The sequence below is a fragment of the Micromonospora sp. NPDC047670 genome (assembly GCF_043204915.1).
Lineage (GTDB): Bacteria > Actinomycetota > Actinomycetes > Mycobacteriales > Micromonosporaceae > Micromonospora.
The window spans coordinates 1-17,442 of sequence record NZ_JBIDDA010000003.1; the positions used below are offsets into that span (position 1 = coordinate 1).

Consider the following 17,442-nt stretch of genomic DNA (forward strand, 5'->3'; position numbering starts at 1 on the left):
GACTGGGACGACGACGAGCACGAGGTGCACCGCTGGTGCCGGCTGCTCGGCTGGTACGGGATCCCCGCCGACCGCGGCGACCTCGCCCTGCGCCGACCGGCGGCGGGCGGACTGCCGACCGGGGTGAGCATCGTGCACCCCGGCGCGAAGGCGGCGGCGCGGCGCTGGCCGCCGAGCCGGTTCGCGGCGGTCGCCCGCGAGCTGGCCCGCCGGGGGCACCGGGTGGTGGTCACCGGCACCCCGGGCGAGCGGGCGATCGCGGCTGAGGTGGCGCGCGGTGCCGGGCTGCCGGACACCGCCGTGCTGGCCGGGGAGACCGGGATCGGCGAGCTGGCCGCGCTGGTCGCCCACGGGCGGCTGGTGATCAGCGGGGACACGGGCATCGGGCACCTCGCCACCGCGTACGGCACCCCGTCGGTCCTGCTGTTCGGCCCGGTGTCGCCGGCGCTCTGGGGCCCGCCGCCGGACCGGCCGTGGCACCAGGCCCTCTGGGCGGGACCGCTGGCGGGGCCGGCGGACGCCGTACCGCATCCGGCGCTGGCGGCGCTCGACGTGCCGGACGTCCTCGCCGCCGTCGACCGGGCCGAGCGCGGTCGGGGCGGCCGGCGCGTCCCGGCGGCGCGGGCCGACGGGGCGACGGCGCCCGTCGGGTGACCCCCGCCACCCACCGGTTACCCCCGGGTAGCCTCGGCCGTAGCCTGAGGCGATGAGCGCGACGGGGGAATACCGGCAGGAGTTCGTGGACGTGGACGGGGCCCGGATCGGGCTCCAGGTCTACCCCGAACCGGACGGCGTCGCCGACGCCCCGCTGGTGCTGATCTCGCCCGCGATGGGCGTCCGCGCGCGCTACTACCGGCCGTTCGCCGCCGAGTTGCGCGCCGCCGGTCTCGCCGTGGCGGTGGCCGACCTGCGCGGCACCGGGGAGAGCACCCCGCCGCCGAGCCGCGCCTGCCGATACGGCTACGCCGAACTCGCCGCCGACGTGGGCGCCGTGCTGGCGGCGCTCAAGACCCGGCGCGACGGGCGGAAGACGCTGCTGCTGGGGCACTCACTCGGCGGGCAGGCCGCGCTGCTGCACCTCGCCGTGCACGGCGACCACGACGTCGACGGGCTGGCCCTGGTCGCCGTCGGCCTGCCGTGGTGGCGCACCTACCCGGGGCTGCGCGGGTACGGCGTCCTGCCGTACACCCAGGGGATCGCGGCGACGGCCCGGCTGCTCGGCGTCTGGCCCGGTTGGGGCTTCGGCGGCCGACAGGCGCGTGGGGTGATCCGGGACTGGGCGCACACCGCGCGCACCGGCCGTTTCCCCCGCCTGGACGGGGTGGACGCCGACGCGGCCGTGCGGAGGCTGCGCACCCCCGTGCTCGCGATCAGCGTCGACGACGACCAGTACACCCCGCACGAGACGCTCGACCACCTCTGCGCGAAGCTGGCCGCGGCGCCCGTCGTGCGCGAGCGCTACACCGCGACGCAGGCCGGCGCCCGGATGGACCACTTCACCTGGGTACGCGCCGGAGCGCCGCTGGCGGCCCGGGTGGCCCGCTTCGCCGCGGACCTGCCCGCCCGCTGACCGTCCGTACGTGCCCCGGGCGGCTCCCCGCCGCCCGGGGGCACGCTCACTCGTCGGTCTCGACGGGCACCATCTCGCCGTCCCGCTCGACGCGGGTCTCGCCGTGCTCGGGTGGCGGCGGCACCTGGGCGGTCGTCTTGCGCGGATCGTTGCCGGGGTGCATCAGCACCGCGTCGGTGGAGGCGGTCTTCTCCCGGCTCTCCTCGGGCTGCGACATCCTCTTCCCCCCTCGCTCATTTCCTCCGTCAGGCGATCTACCCGCCACCGGCCCGCCGACTCCTCCCGGCCGGCACGCCGGGTCGCCCCGGCCGGGCGGCGACGCCACCGCCACCCGGTCTTCCCCGGTATCCGCGCGGCCGTGCCGTATCAGCAGGTGACGGACGGGATTAGCCGACCGGGCGGCGGGTATGCCGCACCGCCCGACACGGTGGAAGGGGATCAGATGTCCGAACGGCACACCGCACTGCGCTCGATGCACGATCTGGGCCTGGCGGCCTGGTTCGGGGGCTCCCTGATGGGAGCGTTCGGCGTCAACGGCGCGGCGGCACAGATGAACGACTCGACCCAGCGGTTGCCGATGGCCTCGGCCGGCTGGGCCCGGTGGACCCCGGTGAACGCGGCCGCGATCGGCGCCCACCTCGCGGGCGCCGTCGGCGAACTGGTGACGGAGAGCCCCCGGGTGGCCGCCCAGTCCGGCGTCGGCCGGGCCAGCACACTGAAGACCGCGCTGACGGTCGGTGCGCTGGCCGTGACCGGCTACAGCCGGCTGCTCGGTATGAAGCTGGAGAAGGCCGGCGGCCCGCCGGTGGAGGGGGTCACCGAACCGAACTCGCAGACGCCGTCGAACGTGGCGTCGAGCCAGCGGCAGATGCGGATGCTCCAGTGGGCGGTCCCCGCGCTGACGGGGGCGCTCATCGTGGTGACCGCCTACATGGGCGAGCAGCAGAAGCCCGGCGAGGTGTTCCGGGGCATGCTCGGCCGCGCGGGCGGGCTGCCGAAGGGGATGGGCGCGCTGATGGCGATGGGCTCGACCAAGAAGAAGCGGATGTCGATGTCCGGCCGCTGACGCGGGCGACGCGCCCCCGGCGTCCCGCCGACTCCTCGGCGGCGGGGCGCCGCTCGGCGTGTCCCCGGGTCCGGGTGCGCCCGTACCGGGCGGCGCGTGCCCGCCCGGTGGCGCCGGCGCAGGCATGACCTGCTCCGGGACGGGCAATCGGGCCCGGTATCGGCGGACCGACCAGCGAGGTGACCATGGCGGCAGGAGACGGACGCAGCGGGAACAGGCGCACACCGGAATCGACCACGCCGTGGGTGACCAGGGACGGCCTGGACGCGGAGCCGCCCTGGGGCACCGGTGAGCACGACCCGATGGACGAGGGCAGCGAGGAGACCGCCGTGCCGGAGGGGCGGCGCGGGGACCGACGCGCCGGCGAGCCGGCGGGACCGTCGGGGCCGGCGGGCCGGCACGGCCTCGGATCGATCGAACCGACCCGTACGATGCCGGCCGGTCCCGGCGCGCCCCCGGACCCGGCGCCGTCCCGACGGACCTTCCCCGATGCCGCCGACGTCGAGGAGCGGACGGAGGACGCGCTGCGGACCCGGGGCCGCCGCTCCTGAGCCACCTGTTCCCCGCCCGGCGGGGGTCAGGCTCCGGGACCCGCCGCCCGCAGCAGCCGGAGCTGACCGATCTCGGCGGCGTTCTTCATCAACTCGGCGTTGACCCAGCCGAGCATGTGCGTGACCGTGTACTCCGGGTCGTCCTGCGACGGAAACGGCGCGGTGCGGTCGAGGTCGGCGTCGGTGAGTCCGTCGAGGACGGCATGCCACTCGGCGCGCAGCCCGCGCAGCCAGGCGACGGTGGGCTCGCCCGCGCCCGGCCACCGGACGTCGGTGCGCTGCCGGGGCCCTCGCCCCCGCAGGTGGTCCACGGTCACCGTCCACCACCAGCCGATGTGCCAGGTCAGCCACGCGATCGTCGGGACCGGGACCGGGTCGGGCTCCGTGTCGGCCCAGTCGGGTGTCCAGCCGCCGTCCGCGCCCCGGCGTACCGTCCAGCAGTGGCCGGCCGGCTCCCAGAGGAAGTCCGCCGGCTCGAGGCGCTCCAGGTGGTACTCGAACAGCGACCAGGTCAGGTCGAACTGCCAGCGCACGAGAGCGCGAGAGGAAACCGACATCCGACGATCATGTCGGAGGACTGTTACCCGGTTCGACCGAATTAGTGGCCCGGGCAGCGGTCAGCCGTCCCCGGATCAGCCGCCGGCGGTCCCCTCGCTGGTGACCCCCGGCTCGTCGGACGCGACCGGGTGACCGGTGTCGTCCACCACGCCGGGCGCCATGCTGCCGCCGTGCGCCTCCTGCGCCTCCCGGGTCTCGCGCGCCGCCGCGTCCCGCGGTACGCCCGGCATCCCGTCTCCCGGCCGCTCCTGCCGCTCGGTCATCTGTCGTCCCTCCCGTCGCTCGACGCCACCGGCGGTACCCGACCCGCCCCACGGGAAACCTCCCGCCCGCGAGGTCACCCTGCTGGTGGGCCGGGCCACCCGCTGCGGGGAACGCGGTTCGCGCGCCCGCCGTCAGGAGGCGGCGGCCGCCCGCGCCGGGCGTCCCACCGGCTCGACGCCCAGCAGCCCGGCCAGCCGCTCCGCGTCGCGCTGGGCCTGGTCGCCGCAGCAGTTGTTGAACAGCACGTGCAGCTCGCCGGCCTGCCCGGCCAGCTCGGTCAGCAGCTCCGACCAGCGGCGCAGTTCCTCGTCGCCGTACGCGTAGCGGAACTTCTCCTGCTTGTCCCCGGTCCCCCAGGCGGCGCTGTGCCCGTGGAAGCGGACGACCGCCAGCTCCGCCGTGGCGAACAGGATGGGCGGCACCGACGACGGATGCCCCTGCGGCATGTCCACGCAGACGAACGACACGTCGCGCGCCCGCAGGAAGCCGAGCGTCTCCACCGCCGCCGTGCCGTCGAACCACGATCCGTGGCGCAGCTCGACGGCGACCCGCCACGGGCGGCAGCGCTCGGCCAGCTCGGCGATGCGCCGCTCGGCGGCGGCGCCGCGGGCCAGCCACGGCGGGAACTGGAGCAGGACCGCGCCGAGCCGGTCGGCCGCCGCGATCGGGTCGAGCGCCGCCCGGAACCGGTCCCACAGCTCGTCGTACGCGGCCGCGGGCAGGTCCCGGCGGCGGATCCGGCTCGGCCCGCCGGCCGGACGCAGGTCGCGGGGCAGCGCCGCCACCGGGGTCGGGTGGCCGGTGAAGAGGCTGAACGCCTTGACGTCGAAGGTGAATCCCTCCGGCGTGGCGTCGACCCACGCCTGCGTCGTCTCCGGTACGGGCACCGCGTAGTAGGAGGTGTCCACCTCGACCAGGGGGAACCGCCCGGCGTAGAAGCCGAGCCGGCCGGCCGGGGTGTTCGCCGCGCGCGGATACCACCCGGAGCGCAGCAGCATCTGGTCCGCCCACGACGACGTGCCCACCTTGATCACACCCATGTAGTTCACTGAACCCCGGATCGGACGAATCGGCAACCGCTGGCCGAAACCGGCTTCGGGTGCCGTCCCTGTCGGTGGCGGGCCCTAAGGTGACTCCCGACTTGCGGACCGGAGAAGGGCGACGGGATGACCATGTCCGAGCAGCTGACCGGAGAGCGGGCCGAGCTGGTGCAGACGCTGCGCCTGCACCGCGGGTTCCTGCGGCAGACCGTCGCCGGGCTCACCGACGAGCAGGCGGCGACCCGCAGCACGGTCAGCGAGCTGTGCCTGGGCGGGCTGATCAAGCACGTGGCGACGGTCGAGCAGCGGTGGGCGCGGTTCGCGGTCGGTGGCGCCGAGGCGATGAACAGCGAGCCCCTCGACTGGGCCGGGCAGTTCCGCATGAACGACGGCGAGACGCTGGCCGGGCTGCTCGCCGACTACGACCGGGTGTCCGCCGCGACCGACGAGCTGATCGCCACGCACGACCTCGACGCCGCCCACCCGCTGCCGCAGGCGCCCTGGTTCGAGCCCGGCGCGATCTGGTCGTTCCGCCGCGTCCTGCTGCACCTGATCGCCGAGACCGCCCAGCACGCGGGCCACGCCGACATCCTCCGCGAGGCGATCGACGGCGCCAAGACCATGGGCTGAGCTGCCCGGAGGGCATCCTCCGCGTCGTCTCCGGCCCGGCGTTTGTCGGGCGTCACACCCGATCCGTGTGACGCCCCGAGGGCGGGTGGCGCTGAGGGACACGAGATGAAAGCACACCGGATGGACCAGGAGACCGTCGAGCGGCTGCTCGGCGGTCCGGTCGTCGACCCGCAGGACGCTCCGCGCCCTCTCGCGTCGCTCCTGACAGCGGTCCGCGCCGCGCCCCGCGCCGGTGAGCTCGCCGGGGAGGACGCCGCGGTGCGGGCGTACCGGCTCGCCCGCTCCGGCACGCCCGCCGCCGCGCCGGAGCGGGGCCGGGTCCCGGTCCTCGCCCGACTCGGCGTCCGCGCCGCGCTGGCCGGCGTCGCCCTCGCCGTCACCGGCGGGGTGGCCTTCGCCGCCACCGGCGGCGCGCTGCCCAACCCGCTGGACGGCCCCGCCCCGGCCACCACCCCCGCGCCCGTGCCGCCCGTGCCCGCCCCGGTCATCTCCCCCACGGCGGCTCCCGGTCAGCCGTCCGCGTCGGCCACCACGGTGGACGGTCGGCCCGAGCCGAGCGCGTCGGTGGCGGTGCTGTGCCGGGCGTTCCGGGCTGGCGGGGAGGATCCGGGCCGCGTCCTGGACAAGCCGGTCTTCGGCGACCTCGTCCGCGCGGCCGGCGGGCGCGGCAAGGTGGCCGGCTACTGCGACCGCCTGCTGCGCGACGACCCGGGGCGCTCCGACGCGCCGGGTGCCACGCCGACGGACCGGCCCGAGGCCAACCCGACCGTCCGGCCGTCCGGGCGGCTCACGGCATCGCCGTCGGCTCCGGCCGGCCGGCCCTCGGCGCCGGGCGCCGTCCAGGTCACGCCCGGCACCGTGCAGGTCTCGCCCGGCTCCGTCCAGGTGTCGCCCGAGCCGGGCCGCCCCACCGCGAGCAGCGGCGACGGGCGCTGACCCGTGCCGCCCGCGCGGCCGTGGCCCCGGCCGCCACGGCGTGGTGGTGCGACGCCGCCACCGTGCGGTGACGGCCGCTCCACAGCAGGTGCCCGATGTTGGACGTGAGCGTCTCCACCGGCGTGCCGTCCGGCTTCAGGGCCAGCGTCGCGGGAGAGCGCGTGCAGCCGCTCGCCGTCGAGGGTGAGCAGCCAGCGGGACAGGAACCGGGTGTCGAACGAGAAGAGCCCGACCGGCGCCTGCCGATCAGGTTCCATGTCCCCCTGCGCGTCGCTGATCGCGAACGCGTTGCCCGCCAGCACGTGCACCCGTTCCTGCCTCATCGGTCGGGGTGGCGACCGGAGCCCAGCCCGCGCAGGTGTTCCGTCGCCGACGTCGTCATCGCACCCCTGGCAGGCTGGCACCGGCGGGGGTGAGCCCGGCTCACCCCGAAGGGGTGGGATCCGGCGGGTCGTTTGGCCGGGTGCTGAGCGGGCAGGCGGGCGGAGCCGAAGACCGGAGGACAGGAGACATCCCATGCGCGCGCTGCGGTTGCCGAACTGGAAGTCGGAACCCGAGCTGGTCGAGGTCGACGAGCCGACCCCCGGTCCCGGGCAGGTGGTGGTGAAGATCGGCGGCGCCGGCGCCTGCCACTCGGACCTGCACCTCATGCACGACTTCGAGGCGGGCGCGGTGCCGTGGAACCCGCCGTTCACGCTCGGGCACGAGAACGCGGGTTGGGTGCACGCCCTCGGCGACGGGGTGACCGGGCTGACGGTGGGCCAGCCCGTTGCCGTGTACGGCCCGTGGGGCTGCGGCACCTGTGCCCGCTGCCGGGTGGGCGTCGACCCGTACTGCGAGAACATCGCCGAGGCGCCGGTGCCCGGCGGGGGCGGCGGCCTCGGCCTGGACGGCGGCATGGCCGAGTACATGCTGGTGCCGCACGCCCGGCACGTGGTGCCGCTGCCGGAGGGGCTCGACCCGGTGGCGGCGGCGCCGCTGACCGACGCGGGCCTCACCCCGTACCACGCGATCCGCCGCTCCTGGGAGAAGCTCGGCCCGACCAGCACCGCCGTGGTGATCGGCGTCGGCGGGCTGGGCCACGTGGGCGTGCAGATCCTGAAGGCCACCACCGCGACGCGGGTGATCGCGGTGGACACGCGCGAGGAGGCGCTGAAGCTCGGCGAGGAGTTCGGCGCGGACCTGAGCATGCTCTCCGGCGGGGACACCGCCCAGGAGATCCGCCGGGCCACCGGAGGCCGGGGCGCCGACGTGGTGCTGGACTTCGTCGGCGTCGACGCCACCCTCGCGCTCGGCGCCGCCGCCGCCCGCACCGTCGGCGACCTGACCATCGTCGGCATCGGCGGCGGCACCCTGCCGGTGAGCTACTTCGGCGTGCCGTACGAGGTGAGCATCCAGACCACCTACTGGGGCAGCCGGCCGGAACTCATCGAGGTGCTCGACCTGGGCGCCCGGGGCCTGGTGCGGCCGAAGTCGAACACGTTCCGGCTCGACGAGGCGGTCGTCGCGTACCGGAAGATGCGCGACGGCACGCTGGAGGGCCGGGCCGTCGTCGTGCCCTGACCACCGCCCCCTAAAGTGATCATGTGGTCGCGGCGCTGGAGCTCTACCTGGACACCGACGCCACCCGACGGATCCGGGTGCTCTGGGACGCGCTGGAGTCCGAGGGCGTGCAGAGCATGCGCTCGCTTCTGGAGCAGCGCCACCGGCCGCACGTGTCGCTCGCCGTCGCGCCCCGCTTCGATCCGGAGCGGGTGGCGGCGGCGCTGCGCGACACGGTGGTGGCCGCGCCGCTGCGGCTGAGCTTCCAGCACGCCGGGCAGTTCGTCGGCCGCGTGCTCTGGCTGGGCCCGACCCCCACCGCAGAGTTGCTCGCTCACCACGCGCGGGTGCACGGCCGGCTGGCCGAGGCCGGGATCGGGCTGGTCGAGCACTATCAGCCGGGGCGCTGGGTGCCGCACTGCACGCTGTCGATGCGGGTGCCGAACGCGCTGATGGCCGCGGCCGTGCGGCGCTGCCTGGAGGTGCTGCCGCTGGAGGCGACGGTGGTCGGCGCGGCCCTCACCGACCACGCCCGGGGCATCTCCGTCCCGCTGCCCTAGGGCCCGGCCGCCGGAGCCGGCGGCACGTCGAACATCCGGCGCACGCCGTCCAGGACTCCGACCGCACGCCGCATCGTCGCGGATCCCCACCGCCGTCCGAGGCGCCGTCGGCCCCCGGCCACCGCCGGGCGCGGCGACCGGGTGGGGGCGTCGTCGCGGTCAGCTCGCCGGCCACTTCGGAATCGACGGTCGTCCCCCGCCCATCGCCACCCCCATCGTCGACCGTCCGCCCGTCGCGCTCCACCGCGCCCCGGGCCAGCCCGACAGGACAACTGAACGCCTCTGTCGCACTGTTAAGGTGTGCTACATGCTCGACGTACGGCGGATGCAGGTTCTGCGCGCGGTGGTGACCAGCGGGTCGGTGACGGCGGCGGCGACCCACCTGGGCTACACCCCGTCCGCGGTCAGCCAGCAGATCGCCGCGCTGGAGAAGCAGGCCGGCGCCGCGCTGCTGGAGCGGTCCGGCCGGGGGGTGCGCCCGACAGCGGCCGGGCTGCTGCTGACCGAGCACGCGGCCGTCATCAGCCGGCACCTCGCGGAGGCGGAGACCGCCCTCGCCGAGCTGCGGGCCGGGCGCACCGGGCGGCTGGCCGTCCGTTACTTCGCCACCGCGGGCGCCGCCCTGGTGCCGCCGGCGTTGGCCCGCTTCCGCCGTGACCACCCGGACGTCCGCGTCGACCTGCGGCTGGTCGACCCCGAGGACCCGCTGCCGCAGGTGCAGCGGGGCGAGGCCGACCTGGCCATCGTCGTCCACCGCCGGGGGCAGGCCCGCGACGGCGTGCGACTCGTCCACCTGCTCGACGACCCCTATCTGGCCGTACTGCCGCCGGGGCACCGGCTCGCCACCCGGCCGGCCCTCGACCTGGCCGATCTCGCCGACGAGCCCTGGGTCGGCAGCGAGCCCACCGGCCCGTGCCGGGAGGCCGTGCTGGACGCGTGCGGCGCCGCGGGCTTCAGCCCCGACGTCGCGGTGGAGAGCGAGGACTACCCGACGACGCAGGCGTTCGTCGCCGCCGGCCTCGGGGTCGGGGTGGTCCCACGCACCGCGTTGGACAGCCCGCACCCCGACGTGGTCGTACGCCCGCTGCGCAACCCGCGGCCGGTCCGGGCGATCCACGCGGCGGTCCGGGAGCCCGCGCTGGACCAGCCCGCCCTGCGCGGCCTGCTCGACGCGCTCCGGCACGCCGCCGCCGCGCGCGGCTGACGTCCCGGGCCGCCGGGGCCCGTTCCATACCACTCTCCGTCGATGTCTTGACCCGGAGCGGCACGGCACCTACCGTCATCAGACGTCTTACGTCTTATGACTTTCGCCTGGAGGTGCCCGTGCCCCTGCCCCGAGCCGTACCCCTCGCCCTCGCCACGGTGCTCGCCGCCGTCGCCGGCGCGCTCGCCACCCCGGGGGTCGCGTCCGCGGCGCCCGCCGGCGTGACCGCCACCGTCGGCGCCGACTGCGCCACCAACCGATTGACGCTGCTGCTCGACAACCGCAGCACCGCGTCGCAGACCTTCACGGTCACCTGGCCCAACCGCTCCGGTTCACCGTGGACCCGCACCGTGGCCCCCGGCGCCGCCAGCGAGCTCTACTGGACCCTGGCGGCGGGCACCCCGTACACGCTGCGGACCACCACCCCGAACGGCCTCGACGAGCAGATCGACGGCATCTTCCACTGCGGCACCGGCATGTCCGCGCTGGTGAGCGTCGACTGCACCGCCGGCCGCCTCCAACTGGCCCTGGAGAACCGCACCGCCACCAGCCGGACGTTCACCGTGACCTGGCCCGGCCGGTCCGGGTCGCCGTGGACCCGCACCGTCGCCGCCGGCGGCAACACCGTCCACTTCTGGACGGTCCCACCGGGCACCGCGTACGAGCTGCGCACCACCGCGACCGGCTTCGACACCACCCACCGGGGCACCGCCACCTGCGGCCTCTCCCCCGGCACCCCGCGGCTCAACCACACCACGCTGATGAGCAGCGGCACCGTCATCCGCGGCCTGAACGGCCCGAACGGCCGGTACGACGGCACCGCCGCCTCCGTCCGCATCCCGGGCCTGGCGGTCACCGGCAACGGCACGGTCATCGCCGTCGCCGACGCCCGGGTCGACGGCTCGTACGACCTCGGCGGCGGCACCAACAACATCCAGCTCGCCATGACTCGCAGCACCGACGGCGGCCGCACCTTCGAGCAGCCCCGCGTCATCCTGGCCCCGCCGACCACCAGCGAGGGCGTCGGCGACCCGAGCCTGCTCGTCGACCGGGTGACCGGGACCGTCTACTGCTTCTACACCTACTCGCCCCGTCCGGGCATCAGCTTCTGGTCCGGCGCGTCGGGCAGCAACGCGGCCGACGACCCGAACAGCCTGCACCTGCGGTACGTCACCAGCACCGACCACGGGGCGACCTGGAGCGCGCCGGTGGAGCTGAACCCGGCGGTCAAGGACCCGGCCTGGCGACAGGTGTTCTTCTCCTCGGGGCACGGCATCCAGACCAGCAGCGGCCGGCTGGTGCAGCCGATCGCTTACCGGGACGCGGCCGGCACCAGCCACGCCGCCAACGTCTACAGCGACGACCACGGCCGCACCTGGCGGCGCGGCGGCTCCGCCGGGGCGAACGTCAACGAGAGCAAGGCGGTCGAACGCGGCACCGGCGCGATCGCGCAGAACATGCGGCACAACAGCACCCGGAACCGCCACTACTCGACCTCCGCCGACGGCGGCGCCACGTTCGGGGCCACGACGGCCAGCGCCGAGCTGACCGACCCGCTGTGCAACGCCGACGAGCTGTCGTACCTGACCCCGGCGCAGGTCGGCCCGAACGGGGCGCCGGTGCGCACCCGCACGGCGCTGTTCAGCAACAACGCGCACCCGACGGCGCGGGAGAACCTGACGGTGCGGCTGTCCACCGACGACGGGGCGAGCTGGCCGGCCCGTGCGTTGGTCCGCCCCGGGGCGGCCGGGTACTCGACGATGGCGGTGCTCGCCAACGGCGAGGTCGGCAACCTCTACGAGATCGGCGCGGGTCAGATCGTCTTCGCCCGGTTCACCGTGGACTGGGTGCGCGGCGCCTGACCGCGGCGCGGCCCCGGCACGCCTCGCGCGCCGGGGCCGCCTCCGGCGAGCAGCGGCGGGGAACTCGGGCGGCCCGCGCCTTGTCCGCGTCCCGGCGGCGGGTGGATCCTTACAGAATCGACAGAGATGGATCTATCGGAGGTTCGGATGCGTCGTCTCCCGCTCGCCCTGCTCCTGCTCGCCGCGCTGCTGCTCGGCCTGCCGGCGCCCGCCCACGCCGCCCCCGACCGCGCCGACCCCGACCGCGCCGCGGCCGCGCTCGCGGCGGTACGCACCGCCGGCACCGCCTGGGGGCTCGACCCCGCCACCGGACGGATGACCCTGACCGTCGACGACACCGTCTCCGCCCGGGACGTGGCGGCACTGCGGGCGACCGCCGCGCGCGCCGGGGCGCTGCTGCGCCGGGAGCCGGGCCGGCTGCGCATCCTCATCGCCGGCGGCGAGGCCGTCTACGGCGGCGGCGGACGCTGCTCGCTCGGCGCCAACGTCCGCAGCGGCACCACCGCCTACTTCGTCACCGCCGGCCACTGCACCGTCGCCGCCTCGACCTGGTACGCCGACGGCGCGCAGACCACCGTCCTCGGTGCCCGGACCGCCACCAGCTTCCCCGGCAACGACTACGGGCTGGTCCGCTACACCAGCCCGATCGCCCGCCCCAGCGCGGTCTACACCCACCCCGGGCTGCTCACCGTCTACGGCGCCGGCAACGCGTACGTCGGCCAGGCCGTCTGCCGCAGCGGTGCCACGACGGGCGTGCGCTGCGGCTCGGTCACCGGGCTCAACGCGACCGTCAACTACGCCCAGGGCACCGTGTCCGGCCTGATCCGGACCAACATCTGCGCCGAGCCCGGCGACAGCGGCGGGCCGCTCTACGTCGCGGCCACCGGCACCATCCTCGGCATCCTCTCCGGAGGCAGCGGCAACTGCACCACCGGCGGCACCACCTACTACCAGCCGATCACCGAGATCCTCGCCGCGTACGGCCTGACGATCCCCTGACCGGCCACCCGCGGGGCCCGGCCCGATCCGCGCGACGGGCCGGGCCCGACGGATCAGCCCTTGCGGCCGGTGGTGGCGATGCCCTCCACGAAGTGGCGCTGGGCGAGGAAGAACAGCACCAGCATCGGCACGGTCGCGATGACGCCGCCCGCGAGCACGATCTCCCACTGCTGCTCGCCGCCGTAGCCGAAGCGGTCCAGCACCACCTTCAGCCCGCGCGGCAGGGTGTACAGCTCCTCGTCGCGCAGGTAGATGAGCGGCTTCATGAGATCCGTCCAGCTCGCCTTGAACTCGAAGACGAACGCCACCAGCAGGGCGGGGCGGATCAACGGGAAGGCCAGCTTCCAGAACAGCTGCGGATAGCTCGCCCCGTCGACCCGGGCCGCCTCGAAGTACTCGCGGGGCAGCGAGAGCAGGAACTGCCGCAGCAGGAAGATGTAGAACGCCGAACCGAACAGGTTGCCCGCCCACAGCGGCACCTGGGTGCCGGTCAGCCGCAGCTCCGACCAGATCAGGTACGTCGGGATCATGGTGACCGCGAACGGCAGCATCATCGTCGCCAGCACCAGCCCGAACAGGACATCCCGCCCGGGGAACCGGAAGTACGCGAACCCGAACGCCACCCACGCGCTGGACAGCGTCACCGCGACCGCCGCCGCGACGCCGACCACCAGGCTGTTGAACAGCCAGGTGACCATCGGCACCGCCTGCCACGCCTCGGTGTAGTTCTCGGGCGCGAACGGAGTGGGCAGGAACCCGGTGGAGAAGACGTACTCGCGGGGGCGCAGCGAGGCACTGATCAGCCAGACGAACGGCAGCGTGAACACGACGGCCGCGCCGACGAGCGCGAGCACGAACAGCACCCGCTGCCAGACCGGCCGCCGGGCCTCCCCGGCCGCGGGCCGGCGCTCGGCGGCCTCCGGCGCGGCGGGTACGGGTGCGGCGACCGTCCGCTCGACCGCGGCCGTCACGACCGGCCTCCCTCGGCCCGGCCCGCGCGGCCCACGCCGCGCCGCCCCCTGTCCCCCGTCACGGTCGGTCTCCCTCGTAGTACACGAACCGGTTGCTGAGCTTCACCTGCACGAGCGTGATGACCAGGATGATCAGGAAGAGCAGCCAGGCCATCGCGGAGGCGAAGCCCATGTGCAGGAACTGGAACGCCTCCTGGAACAGGTGGATGACGTAGAACGAGGCGGCGTCGCTGTTGAACGAGCCCTGCGTCTGCCGGTTGCCGAAGTACATGGTGTAGACCTCGGTGAACATCTGCAGGGACGCGATGGTGTTGACGATCAGGGTGAAGAACAGCGCGCCGGAGATCATCGGCAGCGTCACGTGCCGGAACCGGGCCCAGCCGCCGGCGCCGTCGATGCTCGCCGCCTCGTACAGGTCACGCGGCACGTTCTGCAGCGCGGCCAGATAGATGATCACGGTGGAGCCGAGGCTCCACAGGCTCATCAGGACGATTCCGGGCATCACCCAGTCCGGGTCGGTGGTCCAGCTCGGGCCCTCGACCCCGACCAGGGCGAGGCCCCGGTTGATCACACCGTCCTGGGTGTTGAGCAGGAGCAGGAACAGGATGCCGACCGCCACCGCCGGGGTCATCACCGGCAGGTAGAAGACGGTGCGGAAGAAGCCCTGCAAGCGCCCCACCCGCTTGAGCAGCAGGGCCAGCCCCAGCGAGATGGCCATCACCAGCGGCACGTGCAGGACGGTGTAGTAGACGGTGTTGCCCAGGCTGCGGGCCACCATCGGGTCGGCCATCAACTCCCGGTAGTTGTCCAGGCCGGTGTACCGGGGCGCGCTGAACACGTCGTACTCGGTGAAGCTGAGCCAGGCGCTGGCGATCATCGGCCCGGCGTTGAACACCAGGAACCCGACGATCCACGGTGCCAGGAAGACGTACGCCCAGCGCGCCTCCCGCCGGGCCAGCGGCGTACGACGCCGCCGGCCGGCGGGGGCGGGGACGGTCGTGGTGGCCATCCCCGGGCCTACTTCGACGCCTTGTCCAGCGCGGCGGTCGCCTCCTGCTGGGCACGGGCCAGCGCCTGCGCCGGCTGCGCCTGGCCGGAGAGCACCCGGTTGACGGCGTCCGTCCAGGCCTTGTCGAACTCGGCGCCGGCGGGCGAGGCGGGCATGGCGAACGCGGCGTCCTGCACGGAGCGGATGGTGGCCACCGCGTCGTCGAAACGCTTGTTGCCGGTGGGCTGGTACAGCTCGTCGAAGATCCGCTTGTCGGCGGCCACGTTGCCCGTGTAGACGCCGGTGAACGGCTGGCCGGCGGCCTTGCGGGCGTCGGCGCGGGCCTTGGCCGCGGCGACCCAGGTGTCGGTGGCGGTCACCTTCTTGACGAAGGCGCAGGCCGCGTCCGGGTTCTTGGCGCCCTTGGGGACCACCCAGGACTGCCCCGAGGAGAGCGTGACCGGCTTGCCCTGCCGGTCGACGAACGGCTTGACCACCAGCTCGGCCTTCGGGGTGTTCTTGGCGGCCTGGTTGAGGAACCACTCCTCCATCGGCCAGGCGACGATCTGGTTCCTGGCGAGGGGGTTCTGCGCGCCGAAGAAGTCGAAGGTGTCCCGGAAGGACTTGAACCTGCCCCAACCGCCCTGGTCCTGGATCAGCTTGAGGCCGGTGGTGAGCGCCTCCACGACCTTCGGGTCGTCGAGGTTCGCCCTCGTCCCGTCGGCGGAGATCATGTCGACGCCGTTGGCCTTGGCCCACATCGGCAGGAACTCGGGGATCTTCGGGTCGATGCCGATGCGGGACAGCCGGCCGCCGGAGACGGTGGCGAGCTTGGCGTTCAGCGCGGGCAGCGCCGCCCAGTCCCCCAGGTTGACGTCGTCGGCGGTCAGGCCGGCCTGCCGGAGCAGCGCCTCGTTGAGGTAGACCACCCGGACGCTGGAGAACTCGGGGATGCCGTAGACGGTGCCGTCGAGGGTGACCTGATCCCTGGCGGCGGGCCGGTACTGCCCCATGTCGATGCCCTGCTTCTCGACGCAGTCCGTCAGCGGCTGGATGGAGCCACGCTTGGCGTACGTGCCGATCAGCTTCCGGTCCATGTAGACCAGGTCCGGCGGGTTGCCCGAGGCCACCGCGGAGAGGAACTGCTGCTCGTCGAAGGCCCCCTCGACGATCTTCAGGTCGACGTCCGGGTGATCGCGCTTGAACGCGTCGACGCGCGTGGCGGCGATCTCGTCGGACAGGCCGAAGCCCATCGTGCTCAGGGTGCCCCTGGTGGCCGTGCCACCGCCTTCGTCGCCGTCGCCACCGCCGACGCCTCCGCAACCGCTGACCGCCAGGGCGACCACCCCGACGAGCGCAGCCGCGCGCACCATCCGTGTCATGAGCTTCCTCCCGAGAGCCGGCGGGCGGCTCTGCCCGCGCGAGCGCACCTTCTCCGCTGCGCGCGATCTTCAAACGTCCACGGAGGAGTTCGCGTCCGTGCACGCTCGGCGGGGCGGCCCCGGCGGCCCCCGGGTGGTCAGGCGGCGTGGGGGGTGAGCAGGTAGTCGTCGGCCTCCGGACTCCACCGCAGGTCGACGACGCCGCTGGTGGCGGCCGCCTTGCAGAACTGGAGGAAGCTGCGGTAGCCGAGCTTCTTCTCGCTGAAGTCGGGGCGCGCCCGGCGCAGCTGGTTCTTGAGACCGGACAGCGCCACCGCCCCCTCGTCGCCGGCCAGGTCCGACACCACCGAGCCGAGCAGCCCGAACGCCACCTCCCGGTCGCCGTGCTCGGGCAGGCCGACCTCGGGGTCGCCCTTGGCGGGGCCCTCCCCCAGCTCGACGACGTTGTGCTGGGCGAGGTGCCGCAGGAGTTCGCCGAAGGTGCGGAAGCCGTAGTCGGACTCGCTGAACGTCGGGTCCTTCCTGAGCAGGGTCCGCTTCAGCGTCGAGGCGGTCACCTCGCCGCTGGAGCTGCCCTGGAGGCCGGCGACGGTCTGCGCCACCAGCACCGCGAGCGTGTCCACGTCGCGGGCGGCCTCCTCGACCGCCGGCTGCGCCTCCGGCTCCTGCTCCGGTTCCGCCGGCGGCAACTCCGGGCCGGACGGCCGGGCCGGGCGACCGCGGCGGGCCCGCGGCGGGGCGACGTCGACGCCCTCCAGGCGGTCGTAGTAGAGGAACTCGTCGCACGCGGGCGGCAGCAGCGCCGAGGTCGACTTCTCCACCCCGACGCCGATGACGCGCTTGTTCAGCTCGCGGAGCTTGTGCACCAGCGGGGTGAAGTCGCTGTCGCCCGTGCAGATCACGAAGGTGGAGATGTACCCGCGCTCGAAGGCCAGCTCCACCGCGTCCACGGCCATCTTGATGTCGGCGGCGTTCTTGCGCGAGGCCCCCATGCGCTGGGGTATCTCGATGAGTTCGACGTGGGACCGGGTGAGCATCCGGCGATCCTCGTCGAAGTACGACCAGTCGGCGTACGCCCGGCGCACCACCACCCGGCCGCGCTCGGCGAGGGCGTCGGCGATGGGGCGGAGGTCGAAGGCCGCGCCGCCGAGGTGGTCGCGCGCCCCCAGCGCGAGGTTCTCGTAGTCGAGGAACAGGGCGATTCGGTCCTCTTGATCCACGCACGCCACCCTACGCCGGACACCGCGCCGGCACCGGGCGACCGGCGGGCATGGGCGGTGATTTCGCCGGAGCGGACGGCCCGTGCGGGGCGCGCCGGT

At 74.5% G+C, this 17,442-nt stretch carries 19 protein-coding genes and 1 pseudogene; 11 read left to right on the forward strand and 9 right to left on the reverse strand.

What is annotated here, in order from left to right; all coding sequences use genetic code 11:
• Both ACGF7U_RS07935 and ACGF7U_RS07940 read left to right on the forward strand, forming a co-directional pair.
• Positions 1-654, forward strand: a 654-nt coding sequence (locus ACGF7U_RS07935; protein WP_393104191.1) for a glycosyltransferase family 9 protein, incomplete at its 5' end; no start/stop codon positions are given.
• A gap of 52 nt (positions 655-706) precedes the next feature.
• Positions 707-1,570 (forward strand): alpha/beta fold hydrolase, encoded by an 864-nt coding sequence (locus ACGF7U_RS07940; RefSeq protein WP_393104193.1) that lies wholly within the window; start codon positions 707-709, stop codon positions 1,568-1,570.
• 46 nt (positions 1,571-1,616) lie between these two features.
• On the opposite strand, the gene ACGF7U_RS07945 is transcribed toward ACGF7U_RS07940, so the two are convergent.
• Positions 1,617-1,787 (reverse strand): hypothetical protein, encoded by a 171-nt coding sequence (locus tag ACGF7U_RS07945; RefSeq protein ID WP_393104195.1) that lies wholly within the window; start codon positions 1,785-1,787, stop codon positions 1,617-1,619.
• 225 nt (positions 1,788-2,012) lie between these two features.
• On the opposite strand from ACGF7U_RS07945, the gene ACGF7U_RS07950 reads away from it, so the two are divergent.
• Positions 2,013-2,636 carry a hypothetical protein gene (locus tag ACGF7U_RS07950; protein WP_393104197.1) on the forward strand — a complete coding sequence of 208 codons (624 nt, stop codon included), beginning with the start codon at positions 2,013-2,015 and terminating at the stop codon, positions 2,634-2,636.
• A gap of 245 nt (positions 2,637-2,881) precedes the next feature.
• Positions 2,882-3,187 carry a hypothetical protein gene (locus ACGF7U_RS07955; protein ID WP_393104199.1) on the forward strand — a complete coding sequence of 102 codons (306 nt, stop codon included), beginning with the start codon at positions 2,882-2,884 and terminating at the stop codon, positions 3,185-3,187.
• Between the two features lie 26 nt (positions 3,188-3,213).
• On the opposite strand, the gene ACGF7U_RS07960 is transcribed toward ACGF7U_RS07955, so the two are convergent.
• From ACGF7U_RS07960 to ACGF7U_RS07970, 3 genes are all read right to left on the reverse strand, one after another.
• Complete coding sequence (locus tag ACGF7U_RS07960) at positions 3,214-3,744, reverse strand: DinB family protein (protein ID WP_393104201.1); 531 nt, start codon at positions 3,742-3,744, stop codon at positions 3,214-3,216.
• 75 nt (positions 3,745-3,819) lie between these two features.
• Complete coding sequence (locus ACGF7U_RS07965; protein ID WP_393104203.1) at positions 3,820-4,008, reverse strand: hypothetical protein; 189 nt, start codon at positions 4,006-4,008, stop codon at positions 3,820-3,822.
• A gap of 132 nt (positions 4,009-4,140) precedes the next feature.
• A complete protein-coding gene (locus ACGF7U_RS07970; RefSeq protein ID WP_393104205.1) occupies positions 4,141-5,049 on the reverse strand; it encodes a DUF72 domain-containing protein in 909 nt (302 codons plus the stop codon).
• 132 nt (positions 5,050-5,181) lie between these two features.
• Between ACGF7U_RS07970 and ACGF7U_RS07975 the strand changes: the two genes are divergently transcribed.
• The gene (locus ACGF7U_RS07975; protein WP_393104207.1) at positions 5,182-5,679 is read left to right on the forward strand and encodes a DinB family protein; all 498 of its coding nucleotides are present in this window, start codon (positions 5,182-5,184) and stop codon (positions 5,677-5,679) included.
• Positions 5,680-5,784: 105 nt separating this feature from the next.
• Entirely contained in the window at positions 5,785-6,615 is an 831-nt protein-coding gene (locus ACGF7U_RS07980; RefSeq protein WP_393104209.1) for a hypothetical protein, read from the forward strand.
• 146 nt (positions 6,616-6,761) lie between these two features.
• Here ACGF7U_RS07980 and ACGF7U_RS07985 read toward each other — a convergent pair.
• Positions 6,762-6,938: pseudogene (locus ACGF7U_RS07985) on the reverse strand (glycogen debranching N-terminal domain-containing protein); the annotation flags it as partial.
• Between the two features lie 193 nt (positions 6,939-7,131).
• On the opposite strand from ACGF7U_RS07985, the gene ACGF7U_RS07990 reads away from it, so the two are divergent.
• The 5 genes from ACGF7U_RS07990 to ACGF7U_RS08010 all read left to right on the forward strand — a co-directional run bounded on the left by ACGF7U_RS07990 (position 7,132) and on the right by ACGF7U_RS08010 (position 12,782).
• On the forward strand, positions 7,132-8,178 hold the full coding sequence (locus tag ACGF7U_RS07990; RefSeq protein WP_393104211.1) for an NAD(P)-dependent alcohol dehydrogenase: 1,047 nt from the start codon (positions 7,132-7,134) through the stop codon (positions 8,176-8,178).
• A 23-nt stretch (positions 8,179-8,201) separates the two neighbouring features.
• Positions 8,202-8,717 carry a 2'-5' RNA ligase family protein gene (locus ACGF7U_RS07995; RefSeq protein WP_393104213.1) on the forward strand — a complete coding sequence of 172 codons (516 nt, stop codon included), beginning with the start codon at positions 8,202-8,204 and terminating at the stop codon, positions 8,715-8,717.
• A gap of 307 nt (positions 8,718-9,024) precedes the next feature.
• Positions 9,025-9,921, forward strand: coding sequence for a LysR substrate-binding domain-containing protein (locus ACGF7U_RS08000; protein ID WP_393104215.1), 897 nt, complete (start codon positions 9,025-9,027; stop codon positions 9,919-9,921).
• A 119-nt stretch (positions 9,922-10,040) separates the two neighbouring features.
• On the forward strand, positions 10,041-11,783 hold the full coding sequence (locus tag ACGF7U_RS08005) for an exo-alpha-sialidase (RefSeq protein ID WP_393104217.1): 1,743 nt from the start codon (positions 10,041-10,043) through the stop codon (positions 11,781-11,783).
• A 147-nt stretch (positions 11,784-11,930) separates the two neighbouring features.
• Positions 11,931-12,782, forward strand: coding sequence for a S1 family peptidase (locus ACGF7U_RS08010; protein WP_393104219.1), 852 nt, complete (start codon positions 11,931-11,933; stop codon positions 12,780-12,782).
• 53 nt (positions 12,783-12,835) lie between these two features.
• Here ACGF7U_RS08010 and ACGF7U_RS08015 read toward each other — a convergent pair whose 3' ends face one another.
• From ACGF7U_RS08015 to ACGF7U_RS08030, 4 genes are all read right to left on the reverse strand, one after another.
• Positions 12,836-13,753: a carbohydrate ABC transporter permease gene (locus tag ACGF7U_RS08015; RefSeq protein ID WP_393104221.1), complete on the reverse strand. Its 918-nt coding sequence runs from the start codon at positions 13,751-13,753 to the stop codon at positions 12,836-12,838.
• Positions 13,754-13,811: 58 nt separating this feature from the next.
• The gene (locus ACGF7U_RS08020) at positions 13,812-14,762 is read right to left on the reverse strand and encodes a carbohydrate ABC transporter permease (RefSeq protein WP_393104223.1); all 951 of its coding nucleotides are present in this window, start codon (positions 14,760-14,762) and stop codon (positions 13,812-13,814) included.
• A gap of 8 nt (positions 14,763-14,770) precedes the next feature.
• Positions 14,771-16,123 (reverse strand): extracellular solute-binding protein, encoded by a 1,353-nt coding sequence (locus tag ACGF7U_RS08025; protein ID WP_393104225.1) that lies wholly within the window; start codon positions 16,121-16,123, stop codon positions 14,771-14,773.
• Positions 16,124-16,260: 137 nt separating this feature from the next.
• Positions 16,261-17,343, reverse strand: a complete 1,083-nt coding sequence (locus ACGF7U_RS08030) for an NYN domain-containing protein (protein WP_393104227.1) — start codon at positions 17,341-17,343, stop codon at positions 16,261-16,263.
• Positions 17,344-17,442 lie beyond the last annotated feature (99 nt).